17 protein-coding genes are annotated in these 18,675 nt (G+C 31.4%); 10 read left to right on the plus strand and 7 right to left on the minus strand.

Annotated elements, in window-relative coordinates; translation table 11 throughout:
* Positions 1-38 precede the first annotated feature (38 nt).
* The gene (locus MHH42_RS27655) at positions 39-1,322 is read right to left on the minus strand and encodes an NCS2 family permease (RefSeq protein WP_340894833.1); all 1,284 of its coding nucleotides are present in this window, start codon (positions 1,320-1,322) and stop codon (positions 39-41) included.
* A 27-nt stretch (positions 1,323-1,349) separates the two neighbouring features.
* Positions 1,350-2,555: a cytochrome P450 gene (locus MHH42_RS27660; RefSeq protein WP_340894835.1), complete on the minus strand. Its 1,206-nt coding sequence runs from the start codon at positions 2,553-2,555 to the stop codon at positions 1,350-1,352.
* A 659-nt stretch (positions 2,556-3,214) separates the two neighbouring features.
* Here MHH42_RS27660 and MHH42_RS27665 point away from each other — a divergent pair.
* On the plus strand, positions 3,215-3,988 hold the full coding sequence (locus MHH42_RS27665) for an HAD family hydrolase (RefSeq protein ID WP_340894840.1): 774 nt from the start codon (positions 3,215-3,217) through the stop codon (positions 3,986-3,988).
* Positions 3,989-4,106: 118 nt separating this feature from the next.
* On the opposite strand, the gene MHH42_RS27670 is transcribed toward MHH42_RS27665, so the two are convergent.
* The 4 genes from MHH42_RS27670 to MHH42_RS27685 all read right to left on the minus strand — a co-directional run bounded on the left by MHH42_RS27670 (position 4,107) and on the right by MHH42_RS27685 (position 7,544).
* Entirely contained in the window at positions 4,107-4,745 is a 639-nt protein-coding gene (locus MHH42_RS27670) for a LysE family translocator (RefSeq protein ID WP_340894843.1), read from the minus strand.
* Entirely contained in the window at positions 4,738-5,505 is a 768-nt protein-coding gene (locus tag MHH42_RS27675; RefSeq protein WP_000236658.1) for a YqcI/YcgG family protein, read from the minus strand. Before MHH42_RS27675 ends, MHH42_RS27670 begins: the two co-directional genes overlap by 8 nt.
* A 29-nt stretch (positions 5,506-5,534) precedes the next feature.
* A complete protein-coding gene (locus MHH42_RS27680; protein WP_070174150.1) occupies positions 5,535-6,011 on the minus strand; it encodes a YbaK/EbsC family protein in 477 nt (158 codons plus the stop codon).
* 357 nt (positions 6,012-6,368) lie between these two features.
* The gene (locus MHH42_RS27685; RefSeq protein ID WP_016107160.1) at positions 6,369-7,544 is read right to left on the minus strand and encodes an MFS transporter; all 1,176 of its coding nucleotides are present in this window, start codon (positions 7,542-7,544) and stop codon (positions 6,369-6,371) included.
* A gap of 1,019 nt (positions 7,545-8,563) precedes the next feature.
* Between MHH42_RS27685 and modA the strand changes: the two genes are divergently transcribed.
* The 6 genes from modA (at position 8,564) to MHH42_RS27715 (ending at position 13,460) form a co-directional block, all read left to right on the plus strand.
* A complete protein-coding gene (gene modA, locus MHH42_RS27690) occupies positions 8,564-9,382 on the plus strand; it encodes a molybdate ABC transporter substrate-binding protein (RefSeq protein ID WP_340894847.1) in 819 nt (272 codons plus the stop codon).
* Between the two features lie 156 nt (positions 9,383-9,538).
* On the plus strand, positions 9,539-10,342 hold the full coding sequence (locus MHH42_RS27695) for a Cof-type HAD-IIB family hydrolase (protein WP_070174147.1): 804 nt from the start codon (positions 9,539-9,541) through the stop codon (positions 10,340-10,342).
* 35 nt (positions 10,343-10,377) lie between these two features.
* Positions 10,378-11,097: a phosphoribosylaminoimidazolesuccinocarboxamide synthase gene (locus tag MHH42_RS27700; protein WP_070174146.1), complete on the plus strand. Its 720-nt coding sequence runs from the start codon at positions 10,378-10,380 to the stop codon at positions 11,095-11,097.
* Between the two features lie 4 nt (positions 11,098-11,101).
* Positions 11,102-12,016 (plus strand): acetamidase/formamidase family protein, encoded by a 915-nt coding sequence (locus MHH42_RS27705; RefSeq protein WP_070174145.1) that lies wholly within the window; start codon positions 11,102-11,104, stop codon positions 12,014-12,016.
* 65 nt (positions 12,017-12,081) lie between these two features.
* Positions 12,082-12,738 (plus strand): ATP phosphoribosyltransferase, encoded by a 657-nt coding sequence (hisG, locus tag MHH42_RS27710; RefSeq protein ID WP_340894849.1) that lies wholly within the window; start codon positions 12,082-12,084, stop codon positions 12,736-12,738.
* A gap of 35 nt (positions 12,739-12,773) precedes the next feature.
* Entirely contained in the window at positions 12,774-13,460 is a 687-nt protein-coding gene (locus MHH42_RS27715; RefSeq protein WP_000707038.1) for an SDR family NAD(P)-dependent oxidoreductase, read from the plus strand.
* 666 nt (positions 13,461-14,126) lie between these two features.
* On the opposite strand, the gene MHH42_RS27720 is transcribed toward MHH42_RS27715, so the two are convergent.
* Positions 14,127-14,636 carry a hypothetical protein gene (locus tag MHH42_RS27720; protein WP_340894851.1) on the minus strand — a complete coding sequence of 170 codons (510 nt, stop codon included), beginning with the start codon at positions 14,634-14,636 and terminating at the stop codon, positions 14,127-14,129.
* Positions 14,637-15,185: 549 nt separating this feature from the next.
* Between MHH42_RS27720 and MHH42_RS27725 the strand changes: the two genes are divergently transcribed.
* The 3 genes from MHH42_RS27725 to MHH42_RS27735 all read left to right on the plus strand — a co-directional run bounded on the left by MHH42_RS27725 (position 15,186) and on the right by MHH42_RS27735 (position 18,672).
* Entirely contained in the window at positions 15,186-15,884 is a 699-nt protein-coding gene (locus tag MHH42_RS27725; RefSeq protein ID WP_098072192.1) for a DUF1963 domain-containing protein, read from the plus strand.
* Between the two features lie 134 nt (positions 15,885-16,018).
* Entirely contained in the window at positions 16,019-16,165 is a 147-nt protein-coding gene (locus MHH42_RS27730; RefSeq protein WP_170958071.1) for a hypothetical protein, read from the plus strand.
* Between the two features lie 332 nt (positions 16,166-16,497).
* On the plus strand, positions 16,498-18,672 hold the full coding sequence (locus tag MHH42_RS27735) for a colicin E3/pyocin S6 family cytotoxin (protein ID WP_340894857.1): 2,175 nt from the start codon (positions 16,498-16,500) through the stop codon (positions 18,670-18,672).
* Positions 18,673-18,675 lie beyond the last annotated feature (3 nt).

An 18,675-nucleotide genomic window follows, 5' to 3' on the forward strand; every position in this document is an offset into this window, starting at 1 on the left:
TATAAAGCAGTCTTTTTCTATTTATAAAGAATTCTTAATTAATAAGATAGTAAGTAATTTAATAAGAATAATAGACCGATAACACAAATAGTTTTGTTTAATTCTTTTCTTTTTCCAGTTAGAAGTTTTATTATTGGATAAAATATAAAACCAAAAGCTATACCGTCAGCTATATTGTAAGTCATTGGAATCATAATAATTGTAAGAAAGGCAGGGAAATATTCCGAGAAATCATCAAAGTCAATCTCTTTTATGCTTTTTAACATTAAACTTCCAATGATAATTAGAATAGGTGCAACGGCTCCATCTGGAATCATTTTTATAAAAGGCATAAAGAAAAATGAGATAAGAAATAGTAATCCCACAAAAATAGAGGATAAACCGGTTTTTGCACCAGCAGCTATTCCCACAGCACTTTCTAAACCAGCTACAGTAGAACTAGTACCAAAAACCCCAGCAAAAATGTTAGACACCCCGGTTGCCTGATAAGCTCGATTGAAACGTTTATTGTCATTTTCAAAACTTTGTATGGTTCCTAGATTTTGAAATAATAGAATCATTGTTAAAGAAAAGGTAGCTGTCCAAAAGGAGGCATTTTTTGCTTGTGCAAAAGAAAAAGCGTTAAACACAGCTGGGTAATGCTCATATAAAGATCCCATATTATAGGAAGGATCTAATTTTGTTATGCCACAAAGGGCTGCAACCAATGTACTAATTCCTATAACGATTAAAAATCCACCTCTAATATTATAAATAAAAAGGATTACAGCTAATGCCAGAGTAAAAATTGTAAGTAATGTATTTGCTTTAAATAGGTTATCCAATCCTATTATTGTTACAGAAGAATCTGTAATAAGTCCACCTTTCTGAAGTCCGATAAAGGTCAAAAATAGGCCAATCCCTACAGTAATAGCATTTTTTAAGGAGTGTGGAATAGAGTTGATTAAAAGTTTAGAAAAAGGTGTAAATGTAATCAGTGTGAAAATAATGCCTGATACTAATACGACTCCTAAAGCTTCCTGCCAATTTAGTCCTAAAGATTGAACAATTGTATAGGAAAAGAATATATTTTCTCCCATTCCAGGGATAATTACGAGAGGGGAATTTGCCCAAAAACCTATTATAAGGCAACCTAAAAAGCATGTTAGAGTAGTGGCTACTACAGATGCCTCTGTACTAATCCCTGCGTCTCTTAATATGGAGGCATTTACAATCACTATATAAGAAACAGTGAAGAAACTTGTTAGAGCAGCTAGTAATTCTTTTTTTATGGTTGTATTGTAGTGTGTCATATTAAAGTGAGTATAAATCCATTCTGTCATGACATAAGTCTCCTCTGTTCAAATTTTTTATACATTAACTGGGTACTTCGTTTTTATTGTGACTTTCAAAGTTGAAATTGTTCTAAATCCAAAAGTATCGTTCCATTCTAGATCGTCAATAATAAGTGACTTATCTTCTATAAAAGGTTGTATGGTATTTAAAAATACTTTTAGTGATTTTCTTGTTAGATTTGCACCGGCACAGTAATGAGAACCAACTCCAAAACTTAAGATTGGAGGGGTATTTGATCGCTTTTGGCATTCATTTGGGTTTTCATATTTACTCTGATCTCTATTTCCAGAAGAGATAAACAAAATAATTCTATCACCTTTATTAATGAGTTTATCTTCTAAAGGTATATCTTCATTGGCAACACGTGCACAATAGGGAAAAGGGCATTCCATTCTTAAAGATTCTTCAACTATATTTTCTAATGTTAGTAAACTGTATGGATTATTATGAGGTAATTTATCATTCTGCGTTTGTATGTAAAGATACATTAATGTTTTTACAGCACTAAGGAATGGTTCATGTCCATCTACTGTTACATTTGCGATTAGGGCCAAACTATCTTCTACTTGATCTACATTTTTCAGTATTAAATCGAATAAACCATTTTTTTCGTATCTTTGTTGGTCGCGAATTTCAGAAATAATACTATAGGTTATATCAATAGAGTGAACAGTTTTTTGTGAGTCTTCGAAACTAGGAACCGGAATCCAAAGGAAATCCACAGCTTTAAAAGCTTCTTGTAGAATTAATTTATAATCGTTTACATCTAGGCCCAATAAATTAGCAAGAGTGTTTTCTGTAAACGGTATAGCTATTTCATTAATAACGTCAATGAATTCATTATCTTTATTCAGAGAATTCAATACTTTGAGTGTAGAAGATTTAGCTAACTCTTCTATAATAGAGTTTGTTAAATTGATAGGTACTTGTACATGTTTACGCAATTCTTTATGCTCAGGATTATCCATATACATTAACCATCTAGAGTAAAAATTAGAGAGTTTATCTTTATACTCAACAGGTATATCTAGCTTTTCGATGAATTGTTTTTTTCGATTAGCCTTTAATCGAGAATCTTTTAGTAGTTGGGTGATATTGGTGTAATCAAAAACAAGCCATGCATTGAGTTCTTTATCCCAAATAATATTTTCTGTAGCTAAGGCCTCTGTATAAAATTTATATCTATCTTCGATAATTTTTTTTATTGTATTGTTAGTCATTTCGTCACTCCTAGATTCACTTTTATTTGTAATATTAATTTTCTTGTAATTGATATTTCATATTTTTGTGAGTGATCTGGTTGTTGGATGAGAAAAGAGAAAATAATGCTTGAAAAATATATATTTATAGATATGGACCTATTTTCCAGTTATAACTAAATTATATTAAACAATAAATTTAGTTATAAAACAATACTTATTTTAACTAAACATAACTAAACATAACAAAAAATGACTAAACATAACTGGATATATATTTGTTTAGTTAATTCAGAATATTCCTTATTCCGTTTATTAAGATGATGATTTTTATAGTTAATGAATTGAAAATCTTTTATTAAATTGTAAGACTATCAAGGGTTGTGACTAAGAAATAAAGCGTTCAAAAGGTTTTTATCCTGAAAATAAAGAAAAAAATAATTTTGCAATTAATAGAATTGATATGATATGTTTTCTTTGTTAATAATTTAAAAAATCTACATAGTCTATTAAATTTATGTTTGATTTATTTAAAGACATTATAGATAAGCAGAAGAGAAGGTAGATGATAGATCAGCATTGGGTAGAGTGAATAGCTGTAAGTAACTTAAAGTAAAATCACGTTGTTTATTTTTGAGTTATTATATAATCTAGGAGAAATAAGAAGGGGAGTGCAAATTTTGAAATTTGTCTTTGATTTAGATGGTACAATTTGCTTCAAGGGAAAACCAGTTTCGGAAAAAATTCTTGCATGTTTAGATAACATTAGTAAAAATGGTCACGAAGTTATATTTGCTTCTGCAAGACCTATTCGTGATATGCTACCTGTGATACATCCACGTTTTCACGAATATACATTGATTGGTGGAAATGGATCTTTAATTTCTCAAAATGGAAAATTAATTTATTCGAAAGAGTTCGAGAAATCGCAACTAAAAAAGATTCTTGCTTTGATAAATGAATTTCAAGCAACGTATTTAATTGATGGTGATTGGGATTATGCATATACTGGTCCGGATAATCATTCTATACTTAATAATCTAGATCCAGCTAAACTTGCTAAATCTGTTAAGGTGACTTCTTTAAATTCTATAGTTAAGATTTTAATCCTTACAGCGAGCAACATGGAAGAACTATCTCAGAGTCTAAATGTATTAGATGTTGTAGTACATAAACATAGAAATGAGAATGTAATAGACATTAGTCCAAAAGGTATTCATAAATGGAATGCACTACAGGTATTAGGTGTCAAAGAAGGGGAATATGTAGCTTTTGGAAATGATGCGAATGATATAAGTATGTTCGAACATGCTGTATATTCAGTAATGGTTGGACATCATCCAGAATTAGCGCCATTTTCTAAAGAAAGTATTCCAATGGATATAGAATATGAAATAGAGATCATAAATAAGTTAGAGAAACTTTCTGAATTATACAGCCTAAGTCATAATTAAATGTTTAAAAATCCAATAATATATTTTTAAATTATTAGATGTGGAATAATTAAATATTGTAAAATGAAAAATATCCTTTTGGATTATCAACTCCAAAGGGATATTTTCGCAACTTTATTTAAATTAACTGTTGGATTGTTAGCACAGCTTGGTAGCCAAAGTAAATACCAAAACAGATTAAAATAACACCTGCTGAAATGGAAATCCATTTCATTACAGTAGCGTTTACAAAGCGTCTACCAAAATGTATGGATGTAGCCATGAATAAATCCCATAGCATAATACCTGCAAAAATAGCTGTACTATACCATAGAGCTTGTTCTTTTCCAATTGTATTTATTGCACTAGTAAGAACAGAACCGTAAATTCCTATCCAAAATACAATGTTTAATGGATTTGAAATTGCAATTGCAAATCCTGCTAAAAAAGATTTTAGAGGATGTTCTTTTTCCCCAGCTAAAGAATGATGTACTTGTTTAGGAGCATCCTTAATACTTTCATATCCTAAGTAAAGCATGGTAATAAAACCAAAAATCCAAATACAAAGTTGAGCAATTGGAGTTGTTAAAAAAGTGGAAACCCCAAAATAAATGAGTAACATCATAATTACATCAGCGGACATAGCCCCTAATCCAACAAACCAAGCACTCCAAAATCCATTTTTAATGCCTTTATTTATTTGAGCCACATTGATTGGGCCCACAGGAGCAGAAAGGGAAACACCTAACAATATATAACTAAAGATCATGCTAATCATGTTTTTTTACACCTGTAATCGGACATCTCATTACGCTTTCTTCATTTGTTTCAGGCAAAATATACTGTTTCCACTCATGTGAATTTTCAGCACCATAATCACCTATATCTGGATGCATTGAAATATTATCGTAGGCTAATAAGCGTTTCCTAATAACTTTACGGACTTGTTTTCCTTGTTTGGTATTACCTGTAATATCATCTAAGGTTCCGCGGGGTTGAAGGGTAATTTCAAGACCATTCTCTGTATATCTGCTTTGTCTTTCAGCATATATAGGTGCTCGGCAAACTACAAATATAGGTTCTCCAGCAAAACAAAATTCCCATTTAGCATGGTAAGGATCTGTTGGGATTTCTGGATTCCATGGTTCAGGATCATTTTCGATTAAAAATTGTAGTACATTCCAAAATTGTTTTTTATATTCTTCTGCTAGTAATTGCTTACTTGAGGGTTTGAAGAATATCACTAGCGTGGTCCGCTTGGCAATTTGCTGATATGTCTTTATATATTCATAAATTCCATCTCTAAGCTTTAGTAGCTCTTTTTGATCATAAGCTGAATCAATAAAAAGATATCTGGACCAACCATGTTTTTCGGAATCTACTGCAAAATAGCAAGGAAACGGTTTAGAATTATCCATAATACTTTTGTGGAAACTGTTGTAAGCGTGTATTTTCCAGTTTTCTAAGAAATCATTGTTCTTTTCATCAAGAATTCTATTTTGATTATACAAATAAGATTTGGTTAATTGGATTACCACTGTAATCCCTCCTTATTGTAAGTATAAAATCATTGATTGTTTTCATAAATTAAAATGTTGTTTTTCACTATATTTAAAATTTTATTGATATCCTCTGTGTGTATCTCAATTGTTAACTCAGGTACACCTGGAGATAGTAGAAATTTATTATAATTATAGATCTTTTTATCTATAATAAGGGTAACCTCATCCTGATATCCAAAAGGGGCTACACAACCGGGAACACAGGAAGTCTTTTCAACCAACTCTTCAGATGAACAAATTGAAACCCTCTTGCCAATTAGTTCTTTCATTGATTTTGAATCTAATTTTTCGCCTTCAATCGTAACTAGCACATAATTATGTCCGGTTTTATCTTTTAGAAATAAACTTTTACTTGGAACACCTTCTAAATTAAATCTTTTTCGTATTTCTCTATCTGTTTCATAATCCAGATTGGGTTCATGCTTGTATTGCTGATAAGAAATATTAGCTTGATCTAATAGTTGTATCACATGATTATACATAATTATCCTCCTTTATGATTTATGAAGTGCATAGAAACTTTTGTTTTAAAATTAATTCTTGTTAATGTGTGTTTATGAAAAGGCACTTATAAAGTAATAGGCTTTCGGTATCAAAAAAATTCAATATAAGGGTTATATTGGAACCTTTTTAATATATTAAACTTTTTCACTGTAGAAAGGTATTGATAAATTTTCTTTTAAATACGGAAATTCTGAGATGATTTTATTTTTGAAAATTTAGAAAACTGTTTTTGGTATTGAATAAGAGAATTTGTTTTTAAAGATTAAAATGTATCATTTAATGTTTTGCATGTAGTTTTCTTAGGGTTGTTACAACAAGGATTGTTCTCTATATAATTACATATTACTCTCGGTAGGAATATTTAGGGTTTGGTTTGCTTCTTTTTTCATTATTAATAAAATAAGTATTATACTAATAACCAGTGAACTAACTCCAACTGATATGAAAGATGAGAATTGAAAAATTTTAGCGTCCCAGAACAAGCCAGACAGGTAAGCTCCTAATGCAGCACCTATACCCATGGTAAGAACTGTGTAGGTAGTTTGTCTTTGGCTAATTAAATCTTGGTCTGCATTTAAACTTAAAATGTTCATAGCACAAATGTGATATAAAGCAAAGGTAAAAGCATGCATTAACTGTGAAATTACTAATAAAGTGATGCTTCCGACAAAAAGTTCTATTAATGTCCATCTTAGAATACCTAAAATAGAACACAATAAGAGAATAGATGAAACATTCATATATTTTAGAAGCCTATGACCATAAGCGAAAGTAACAATTTCACATATAACTGCAAAAGCAATTAATGAACCTATTGCAAAACCAGTATAATTATTTTCCAACAACTTAATAGAAAAGAATCCATAATAAGGTGCATGTGTTAATTCAAATAAGAAAAATACAGAATAAAAAAGCAAAAGTTTTTTTTCAATAAAAATACTTTTTGATTTTTTTTTCGTAACCTCAATCGGTTCAAGGCGAATTAGTAGAGTAGAGGAAATTAACAACATAAGCCCTAAAAATATTAATATAAACCAAAAAGATAGTGGACCAAATTTAATAAGGGCATGACTTGCCCAAACTGAAAAGAAAATAAATCCGATGCTTCCCCACATCCTAATGGTTGAGTAGCGTTTCATGTCACCATTTAGCTTTGATAATGAAATTGTTTCTATGTTGGGTAAAATAGATATCCAAAAAATATTTAGTAAGGAGAGTGCTATAACTATAGCCAAGCTATTTTTAACTTGAGTACCAACAAACAGAACGACTAAAAGGAGAACGCATTGTATAAGGTATATGCTTGCTAAATTTCTATTTAGTTTTGATATCAGTAGGAATACATATGGTCCTAGTATTCTGGCTAGGATTGAAATGCCAAGGATTATCCCTATCTCTTTGCTACCAAAGTGTAATTGATTTAAAAAAAGACCAGTTAGCGGAACTACAATAGCAAATGTTGCAAAGTATGAAAAGAAAGTAAAGGAACAGTACTTATCAAATGTTTTCATTTTTATCCACCTCTTTATTAAGATTAATATTGTTATAGTAGTGATTGACCTGTATTAAAAACGTTTTTTATTAGTTTGTAGCAACATTTACTTAAAATTAATATATTCAGTTTTCAAATGTATTTTATAATGTAGTTTAAATAATTTTTCCCCCAATGATTAGTGGTTTGTAAATTGGAAAAATAATATATTTAGTGATTTTCCACATGCTTGAAATAATTCTTAGTATCTGGCGTATTTTCAACTGTAATACTTTGGAGCGAAGCCTTTTGTGTTTGTTCCTTCATAGATTAGAAAGTTATTTAATATGCAAGCAAATTGTTTATGTTTATAGACTGTATTTTTAACTGAAAGAGGGGATTAGTTCTTTTAATGAAACTAGTCCAGTATTAAATTCTACAGGCTATCCAACTAATAAACCTCTTTTAAAAACATACTAATTTGAAGGTATGTTCCACATTGAGTATTTCGAATTTATTGTTTGTAAATGTAAGTACATATTAGTATGAAGTCAATTGCAACACCTCCGTTTTATTATTCTGAAAATACAAAAAGAAGTATACAATACTTTTGATTTAATTGGAATATATTTCTTTGGAGATTTTAATGCATAACGAATTATAACTAAACATAATTAAAAACAACTAAATATAACTAAGTACGAGTATTTTCAGTTTATTTTTTCGCAAAAAAAATTCCCTTATGAAATAAAATCGCATATTTCGACATATGATGATGTTATTTCATAAACATTTATTGCATTGGTTTTTAAAAAAAGCGGATTCATAATACTTTATTTGTTTAAATTGAGCAGATATTATTGTACAAATGTTTCTCAAAAAATAAATCTGAAAATATAGAAAAATTAGAATTTAAAATGTAGTAAGAATGTTGTGTTATGTTCTGTTTGCGAGAATTAAATTTTGTACAAGTGATGCTTTTGATAAAGGAGGAGATACAAGGGTACTTTTTTGTTAGGTAATTTATTTATTGTCTTTTATTAAGAAGGGAGAAAAATTATGAAAACAATTAAATCATTTTTACTATGTGCTGTTTCTGTTTTTATGCTCGCAATTTTTACAGGATTCTCTCCTGCTCTGGCGGAAGAAAATGTTAATAAAACTGAGATAAAAGTATTTGCTGCTGCAAGTTTAAAAGATGTTTTAGAGGAAGTTACAGCCAATTATGAGAAAACTCATGGAAATGTAAAGTTTACTTTCACTTACGGTGGTTCGGGTTCACTTCAACAAATGATTGAGCAAGGTAAATCAGCAGATCTATTTATCTCCGCTGCAGAAAAAAATTTCACTCCTCTAGTTGAAAAGGGGTATATCAATCCGAGCCAAGCTATTGATTTTTTAGGGAATGAATTAGTATTGGCAACACCAATCGAAAATAATATTGTGCATAGTTTTTCGGACTTGAACACAAATAATGTGCAAAAGATAGCTATTGGTAATCCTGCAACAGTACCTGCTGGAATGTATGCAAAACAAGTATTTGAAGGGCTGAACCTGTATGACGTTTTAAAACCTAAATTTGTATTAGCAACTGATGTAAGACATGTATTGTCGTTGATTGAAACGAAGCAAGTTGATGCTGGGCTTGTATATAAGACAGATGCACTCATTTCACCTCAAGTAAAAATAGTAGATACCGCAGATTCTAATTTACATGACCCTATTATTTATCCAATGGGTGTTCTTAAAGCAACACTGTCTCCAGTTCAAACTACAGAGTATTATAACTATCTTCAAACGGATCAAGTAAAAGAAACATTTGTAAAATACGGATTTTCAGTGCTAAATCAGAAACAGGAATTAAACAGAGCAGCATAAACCTAAATTTTAGATTTTGTGCAAACTTAGAGTATCCACCATTAGATAAGAAATATTTAGTGGTGGATACTTTCTTGCTTTGTAAATATTAAATTAAGTATTGACGAAAAATCGATAAATAAAGAGATTTTAATTCTTGTCTAGGAGTTATTTAAAATGAATTCTACGTTTGAAATTGTCATATGTGATTTAGATGGTACTTTGCTAAACAATAATAAAGAGATTAGTAATAAAACATTAAAAACTATACAGTCTTTAAATCAAATGAAAATCCCTGTTATTCTCGCAACGGCGAGAGCACCAAGAGATATAGAAATATATTTAAAAGGATTAGAACTGGATACTCCAAGCATTTGTTATAATGGGGCATTAATTTTTGATAATAGAAAAAGTGAAATACTTAAATCTAATATGATTGATATTTCCATAGTGAAAAAATTATTTGAAGTATTAAGAGAAGAAAAAAGCATTGAAAATTATTTAGCTGAAAAGAATAACGAGTTTTGGGTGGATGTAATTGATAAAGATGTACAGTGCTGGATTGATGCGGGGTGTCCACCACATGCAATAGGATATCCGTCAACTTTTTTAGATGATCATTTATCTAAATTGATTGTTAGGGGAAATACCGAATTCATTATCAGAATTTTAGAAAAATATTTCAAAGAGCACTTAATTTATACATTTTCCGACTCCCGTAAAGTTTGGATAGAAATTTTGTGTAAAAATGCAGGGAAAGCAGCGGCTGTAAAGTGGATAGCGAATCACTACAGTGTCCCACTTTCAAACATAGTGGCCTTTGGTGATGCAGAAAACGATATTGGAATGTTGGAACTAGTTGGTTTTGGGGTTGCTATGGGTAACTCTGGAAAAGATGTGCAATTAAGAGCGAATTGTATTGCACCAACAAATGAAAATGATGGTGTAGCACACACTTTACGTGGGATTTTTTCTATATAAAGACTATAACTTATAAATGGAAAGGGTAGAATATAATGACGAAAAACGGTTTGTTATATACATGTGGTAAATCAAAGTCGATGTATTATGGTGAGGAAAATGATTCAATTATCATGCACTTTTTGGATAGTGTATCTTCTTATACACAAAATAAAAATGCTCGAATTATAGGAACTGGAATACTAAGATGTGAATTTTCTTCTCACATATTTGAGTTGCTCCATAAAAAAGGGATACCTAATCATTATATATCCAATATAGGAATGGGGAGAATGAAAGTTAACAAATTAGATATGATTAAATTGGAGATAATTCCTCGAAATATTGCGGCTGGTTCAATTGTAAGGAATTATCCTATCCAATATGGACAAGTTTTTAATCAGCCTATTTTAAAATTAGACCTTAAATATTCAAACGATCCAATGATGAATTCCGATTACATTGTTGCAATGGGCATTGCTACTAAAAGAGAAATAGAAATTATCAGAGAGATAGCTTTTGAATTAAATGCTATTTTAAAGGATTTTCTTTTGGAAAGAGGTGTAAAGTTAGTTGATTTTAAGTTCGAAATGGGAAGAAATGCAGCAGGTGATTTGGTAATAGGAGATGAAATTTCTCCAGACGGTATGCGTCTTTGGGATATAGAAACAAACCAATCTCTAGATAAAGATGTATTTCGTTACAACAAAGGGGACTTGGTACATGCTTATGAAGAAATATTGAAACGTATAATGCCAGTAGAGAGTACGAAATAATAAGATGAATAAAGTTGATGTGAATTTTATTGAATACTCAACCGATACAGCTAGTTTTGAGTTATCTCCAGAGAGAGAACCGGTTTTATATGTAAATCCAGGTCAAGAAATCTCAATGGAGATAATGAATGCATTTTCACAAGAGACGGATAATGAAGAGGAATTAAATAATGTAATTAATAAAGGCAAACATCATCCGTTTACAGGGCCAGTTTATATCAATGGAGCTTTGCCAGGAATGACAGTAGCTATAAAAATTAAAAATATTCATTTAGCAAAGCATGCATATACATGTATTTCACGTTCTTCAGGAGTGTTGAAGGGTCAATTCACAGAACGGAATTATAAGAAAATAGAGATTAAAAATAATAGGATAGATTTTGAGGGAATTGATTTACAGGTTAGACCTAGCTTGGGAGGGATAGGACTAGCTGATCCCTTTAGAACAAGAAATGGTGCAACATGTAAATACGGAGGGAATTTAGATATCCGCTGGTTGGTTGAAGGAACAACAATTTATTTACCAGTAGCTGTCGAAGGTGGTTTATTATACGCTGGTGACTTACATGCTTTACAAGGAAATGGAGAACCCTCAGGGATTGCTTTAGAGGCATCAGGAACTTTACAAATAAATGTAAATATATTTGAAAATAATATTCCTACTCCCATTTTACAGGTAGAACAAGGGCTTGTAATAATTGGCTTTGGGGAGACATTTGAAGAAGCTGTTAAGATGGGCGTAGATACTTCTACAAAGATAATAGCTCAAGCAAATCATATGAATAAGGCAGATGCTTACATGTTATTGGGATGTACCTCGGACATTGTTATTGGGCACTTAACAGGGAGAATTAAAAGTGTAGGAGTTTTAATTCCATTTGAAGTTTTACGTATAGAAGATGTACTGAGGAAAAAGTAAACAAAGAAGAAAATGAAAAATTATTAACATTTGATTTTATATTTTCTATGAAGAGAGGAATCACTTTGTCAGTGAATGAAGAGTTTATTACAATTGCTCTTTCAAAGGGACGCTTATTATCAGAAACCTTGCAGATTCTAAGAGCAAGTGGGATTAATATCCCCTTAGATTTAGAGAGTTCGCGTGAACTGTGTTTTGAGTTAAGTGAACAAAATTTGCGCTTTATCTTGGTGAAATCAGTAGATATTTTACTTTTTTTAGAGAAAGGAATTGCTGATTTAGGCGTTGTAGGAAGTGATTTACTATTAGAAAAAGGTGAAGGTTTTGTAGATATACTTGATCTTAAAATTGGCCAATGTGAACTGTGTGTTTGTGCAAAACCTGGAATAAATATAAAAGATGTAAAATCTGTAGCAAGTAAATATCCTGTAATTACAAAGAAATATTTTGATCAGCAATACCATGATATAGAAGTGATACATTTAAATGGTTCAGTGGAAATTGCTCCAGTGTTGAATATGGCGGATTGTATTGTGGAAATAGTGCAGTCAGGTAAGACACTTGTGGAAAATGGATTAATAGTCTATGAAAAAATTGAAAAGATTTCAGCAAAAATAGTTAAAAGAAAAAAATCTTTATATGAAAAGGAAAAACAAATTAATGACTTTTTAGCAAACTTTAATAATTATTTTTATAACATTAATGTGCCATCTAAGTTATAAAAATAACATTTTGAGAAAATAGGTGGTGTTTTGAAGTGAAAATAGTAGTAATAACTGGTGCAAATCGTGGTTTGGGATACGGAATTGCAAAATCATTTGCGGAAAAAGGGCACAAGGTTATTGGATTGAATCGGACTTTGTGTAAAGAAGAATGGTTAGAAGAAATTCAATGTGATCTTTCACAAAAGATAGATATTGAAAAGTCTGTTGCCGGGATAATTAGACGATATGGAAAAATAGATATATTAATAAATAATGCAGGTATAAGAAGATTTAATAACATTTCAAAGATAACAGAACAAGATTGGCAAGACAGTATAAGTACAAATCTTTCAGCCCCATTATGGTTGATTCAGTTTACTGCCCCTATGCTAAAGCAGAGTAAAGGGCTAATTATATTTATTGGAAGCCATGCGGGTGAATACTACTTTGAGCAAGGTGTTGCATATTCAAGTACAAAATCTGCTTTGCACGCAATGGCAGAGGCGGCAATACAAGATTTAAGATATGAAGGAATACGTGTTAGTCACCTATCCTTAGGAGCAATTGCCAATAGATCGATGGAAAATGATGAATGGAAAATGCGCCCACGGGATATAGGTCAATTGGCCGTCGCAATCTCAGAATTACCATCCAGCATAATGCCTGCTTTTGTAGAAGTTCGACCTTCTATGCCAAATAGGTCTCCAATTTCTGGATTGGAAAGATTACAGTATATATAAGTATTATGGCGATACTTTATTTTTTACCCCCCCATTTTTTACGGAAATGGGGGAGGTTTTTGTATTTAAAGGAAAAAACTGAGAAACTCTATGATATATCTACTATCTTAATGTAAGAATAATAGAAAAACATATATTACAAAAAGAGTAGGGGAAAGGATCTAGAAATATTTATGTACTTTTATATATAATGGTACAAATAATGATATATATCATTAAGTTAAGGTAGTATAGTATCATATTGTAATGAAAGAGGAGCTTGTATTATGGAATTACAAGTTAGTTCCATCATCCACTGATGCAAGGCTGTGATCCTTAACCTATAGTCCACTTTCTCTGACACACATATGCAATTAAATCAAGATGGTTGGTCCCCATGCCTACCAAGTTAAGGAATGCATCGTCCTCAAAAGCAAAAAAAGTGAATTGAATTCCAAAGGTCAGCTATAAATAAAATTTTCGTTTTAGGGATATTTCAAATTATTAGCTTGACAGAAATGTAAGGTAGTCCTATGTTTTCTAAAAAAAGACACCCTTAAGGTGCCTTCAACAATTTGAATTACTGTATTTGCTAGTTGGCAGGGGATGGAATTCTAGATGCTGCAAAACGTGTGCCGTTACCTGCTAAAAATTGACCAGCTATACTAGGCGTAGCAACTACTTCAACTATATCCCAGCATTTAATCTTAATATATCAACTGTTTCTACAATATTATCTCTTGTAATGCCTACTACATTTACTGCGCCATGGCTTTCCTTATCGGGTCCAATAGACACACCATTTACTGAAATAGATACAGTTATTTGATAAGGAGTGGTTAGTACAGTTGGTTGAAAATGAACAGATCCAATAATGTTATATACCCCATCTTTTCTAGGAATAAATCTGGATGTAGCAGTATTATATTCATTTGCCAAATCAAATTGTTCATTCTGATAAAATACTTGAATCGTTGAATTTGCTACAACCGCTTGGTTAGTAGCACTAGTAGCTCTGAATGCCGATTCCCTTGTATTATCTTTGTTTGAATCGCAACAATCTACATGTACTTTGACATAAGAATCATCACATTTCTTATATGATGAATAATCGTTACAATCCTCAAAATGATACTTTTTGCGCTGTTTATTCGATGAACAATCATTATATTTCTCGTAATAGTTGTATTTACCCATTCTATTAAAACATCCTCCTTTCATTAGTAGGGTTACTACTAATAAATGCGGCTTGTCCTATATTTGGAACAGCTTTTAATTTTTTTAGACACATATAGTGATTTATTAATTTAGTGGTGTTACCCCATCGCTATCAAGTTAAGAAAATACAACTCCCACTAAAATGGGAATTTTATCCATTGTTGAATACTGATAAGATGGTTATGTTAACTGAAGGCAATAGATTTATATAGTTAAATTTATATAAAAAGATAAAATGAAAGTTCGTTTGAAATATTCATATAAAAAAGGTGCTAGATATGGTGAGTATAATTGAAAAAAATTTAAAGTTAGATATTAATCGTATTGTATTTATTGGGAGAACGTTTAAGGAATACATTAAAATGTTTGATTTAAATCGACAGTAAAAACACAAAAAGATACGTGAAATTGCTGCTAACAGTACCCTTCAAAAGAATCGTTATAACAAAATACACACATTATTGATACAATATAATTATTCATTGAAATAAGGAGAAAACAAAATATACATTTAGGAGGAGAAATACTTTGGAAATAGATCAAATAAAGAATATCCTAAGAAAAAGAGCAACTATCTTTCAAACAGGAGGAAAAAGACCCGATTTATCTATAAATGAAAGTTGGATTGGAAAGATTCCCTATTCATTACCAAATGAAACTTATCCAATCGACCGCTATCAAGAAAAAATGTATGCGATCATGATGCTTAATTTAACTCAAATACCTTTTGTTCCAGAAGCAGTCAAAGATATGAGAGCCATCGCAGTATTTCTTTCTCCAAACTTTGCTAAAGACTTGTCCAACTTATCAGGAAATTTTTGTATTAGAGAATATGATTCTTTAGAGGAACTAGTACCAAATGAGATGTCACTTACGTTTCCAAATCTAAAACCTTTTCCCTTAATACCTAGATTAGTAACTGATGAGTTTCCACAATGGGATACAGAAGATTTTCCAAACAACATGCAAGATAGAATTTTAGAACTTGAGAACACAATTGATATTGACTACTACGAGGATATTTTTGAAGAAAATCATTACATACATAAATTAGGTGGCTATGCTTGTTTTGCCCAATCAGGCATCCAATGGCCCGCGGATTATGAATTTATTTTTCAAATAACAGACGATCCAAAAGCACATTTAAAGATTATTCATGGTGGCGGAATTTATTTTGCTAAAAATAGCAAAACAAATGATTGGATCGCACATTGTGATTTTTTATAGAATTAGAATATAAAGTGACGTTTTCTCGTGTAAAATTTTGCTTAGCGTATATTCTTGTTAAAATGTTGGCGGTATGCCTATAACAACAAGCTTTAATGAATTAAAAGAGAAAAGGGGATTTACAATGAAGAAATATGCCAAATTACAAGCGTGAGGTAGGCCATCTAGTTACACCAGTAAGTTTTGATACATGGCTCTATTCTCCAGATTTAGGATATGAAATAGAGTTCTATCACGAAGGTGAAGTTCGTATTGGTGATACAAAAGATGTTTCAGAATAAGCAGCAAATGAAAAACGTAGGGGCTCTCCCTACGTTTTTTTTATACGCTCATTATAAAGCTGTTAATAACAAAACGATACAAATGAACGGGAACGTAGAACACTTGGAACTTTCAAACATCACCGTAACACTTTATTTGAGTACATTTTACATACATTGAAAACTAGCCACAGTAATGTTATTTTTCACCTCATTTCTATATCATCCCTCTTGAATTTTCATCATAAAAAAATGATAGATAGTTACATATGCAATTATGCATATGTACTAGCAATATCAAATTATAGGGATATAATAATTCCTTGTGATTAATAGAAAAGGAGTTGATAGATATGAAGAAGATTGCAACATTGCTCTTATCATTATTTTTACTAATTTCTGCAGTTGCACCTTCATATGCATTTGCCGAGACAGGTAATACTACTGGCTGGGTTGTAGAAGGAGAAAAGAAATATTATTATGATAAACCAGGCGTGAAACATACTGGATTATTACGATCGGGAGACGATACATATCTCTTTGATAAAAACGGAAATCTATCAATGGGATGGAATACTGTTGACGGGAAAGACTATTATTTTGATAGAACAACTGGTGCAGCTCAAAAGGGTTGGTTCCCGCAAGCTACACATTGGTACTTCGCTAATGATGAAGGTGCCATTCAAAAAGGTGATATAAACTACCTAGGAAAACAATTTCAATTCGATAGAACAGGGAAAATGGTCAAAGGCTGGGTAAAAATTAAATCTTTTGATCATAACATATACGGTTCAAGAACAGTCTTAAGAGGATTCAATCCTATTCAAGTTGGAGAAGATGAAATTCTTGAAGTAGTGGGGGAAGATGGACCCTTATGGTTTAGAGTAAATTACAACGGGAAGACATATGTTGTAAAAAAACTATTTGTAGTCGTGTTTGACCAATCATTATCGGATAAAATGGATGAGATTCGTCAAGATGTAGACGATTTAAAATTTGGTCTAGAATTATTACAAATACACTCAAAACGATTAGCTAATGCCAATCAAGCGAAAAATATAGATACGGCTATTCTTGAATCAAGTGAATTGGCACACAGTATGAATCAATTCATTACAACATTAAAAAGTTCCCACATAAAGAGCTTTGTTGATAACATAAACGCAAAAGAAACTGATCCAAATGTACAAATAAAATATCAATCCATTCTTACCAATTTGCAAATGATGGAAGATGATTTTAGTAAAATCCATAAATTTATGCTTTTAAAAGATAGTATCATGGTTTTAAATAAAGCTAACAAAGACGCTGGCGATATAATTGGTAATGTTGAAGCTGCTAAAAAACTTTTACCCGAAACATTAGATACATTAGTGTACAATGGTGCATCAATATTAGAAACAGGTGTAGAAGCGTACATGGCAACTGTAGATGCACAATTGGGATTCCCAATTGCAATTACTGAAAACTATATTACGCCGATGGAAAATTATTTCAAATCCTTACCACAAGAAGAGCTCAAAAAACAAGTTGAGGGATTAAAAGATACTGCAACAGAGATAAAAGATTGGCGTGAAGATTTTAAGGGGAGAATACCTGCATACAAATCAATGGCTAAAGATTTACACACTTTTAATAAAAGTGTAGATAAATTTGCAAATTCAGTAGATGTAGCCGCTAAATCGTTACATAAGCAAGCACTGATGGCCGAAGATTTAACTAGAAGTGTTTCTACGCATATTAAAGAAGCACAACAAGCTTTCCCAACGCTTCACACAGATATCATGTCAGGTATCGACGCGACAAACAATCTTTTAGGTACTGCTAATAAAATTGCAAGTTACAAAATTGATATACCAGCAGCTGCACAAAAAATGGGGAATATGGATGGACTCAAAGACACATTACGTGATTTTGGTGTGCCACCTGAAAAGATGCAGGAATATTTGGAAGAAGAAAAACGTTCCGCTAAACAAACTTCATTATTCCTTGATTTAGCTCCTGGAATTGGAGAAGTAAAACAAGGTATCCAGCTCTTTACGGGCGAGGAAATGTTTACTCATGATAAATATGCGCCAAGTGACTTTGTATGGGGAACGCTTACTGCAGTAACTGGAGGTACAACAAAAGTAATTGGCCGTACCTTTGGTAAACTTGGCGATCTTGAAAAAAATGCACAGAAACTTGGTAATGTAACAAAAAATGTATCTAAAGGTTCTTTCGATGTAGCAGCGTTTGATAAAAAAATTGCAAAAATGAATATAAATGAAAAAGCTGCTGAAATAAAAATAGCCTCAAAAGGCATTGCAGAGCAAAATGGTTGGAAAAAAGACTCTAAATTGAGCAGAGTTAATAAAAGGGACGTATATGTTGATTCAAAATCAAATAATCTTTATGCTTTAGATACACAACATGGTAGATTTGAAGTACTTAATAAAAAAGGGAAACACCAGGGTGAAGTAGACTTTAATTTAAACTCAACAAAACCTGCGGACAAATCTGGGGGACATGATTTGAAATTGGGTTAAGAA

Source organism: Bacillus sp. FSL L8-0099, from assembly GCF_038006385.1.
In the GTDB taxonomy this organism is placed as follows: Bacteria; Bacillota; Bacilli; order Bacillales; family Bacillaceae_G; genus Bacillus_A; species Bacillus_A toyonensis.

Excerpts from the sequence above, each read along its gene's own strand:
- MHH42_RS27655 (WP_340894833.1), bottom strand. The coding sequence starts at position 1,322 with ATGACAGAATGGATTTATACTCACTTTAATATGACACACTACAATACA.
- MHH42_RS27660 (WP_340894835.1), bottom strand. The coding sequence starts at position 2,555 with ATGACTAACAATACAATAAAAAAAATTATCGAAGATAGATATAAATTT.
- MHH42_RS27670 (WP_340894843.1), bottom strand. The coding sequence starts at position 4,745 with ATGATTAGCATGATCTTTAGTTATATATTGTTAGGTGTTTCCCTTTCT.
- MHH42_RS27680 (WP_070174150.1), bottom strand. The coding sequence starts at position 6,011 with ATGTATAATCATGTGATACAACTATTAGATCAAGCTAATATTTCTTAT.
- MHH42_RS27685 (WP_016107160.1), bottom strand. The coding sequence starts at position 7,544 with ATGAAAACATTTGATAAGTACTGTTCCTTTACTTTCTTTTCATACTTT.
- modA (WP_340894847.1), top strand. The coding sequence starts at position 8,564 with ATGAAAACAATTAAATCATTTTTACTATGTGCTGTTTCTGTTTTTATG.
- MHH42_RS27695 (WP_070174147.1), top strand. The coding sequence starts at position 9,539 with ATGAATTCTACGTTTGAAATTGTCATATGTGATTTAGATGGTACTTTG.
- MHH42_RS27700 (WP_070174146.1), top strand. The coding sequence starts at position 10,378 with ATGACGAAAAACGGTTTGTTATATACATGTGGTAAATCAAAGTCGATG.
- MHH42_RS27705 (WP_070174145.1), top strand. The coding sequence starts at position 11,102 with ATGAATAAAGTTGATGTGAATTTTATTGAATACTCAACCGATACAGCT.
- MHH42_RS27720 (WP_340894851.1), bottom strand. The coding sequence starts at position 14,636 with ATGGGTAAATACAACTATTACGAGAAATATAATGATTGTTCATCGAAT.
- MHH42_RS27730 (WP_170958071.1), top strand. The coding sequence starts at position 16,019 with ATGCCAAATTACAAGCGTGAGGTAGGCCATCTAGTTACACCAGTAAGT.
- MHH42_RS27735 (WP_340894857.1), top strand. The coding sequence starts at position 16,498 with ATGAAGAAGATTGCAACATTGCTCTTATCATTATTTTTACTAATTTCT.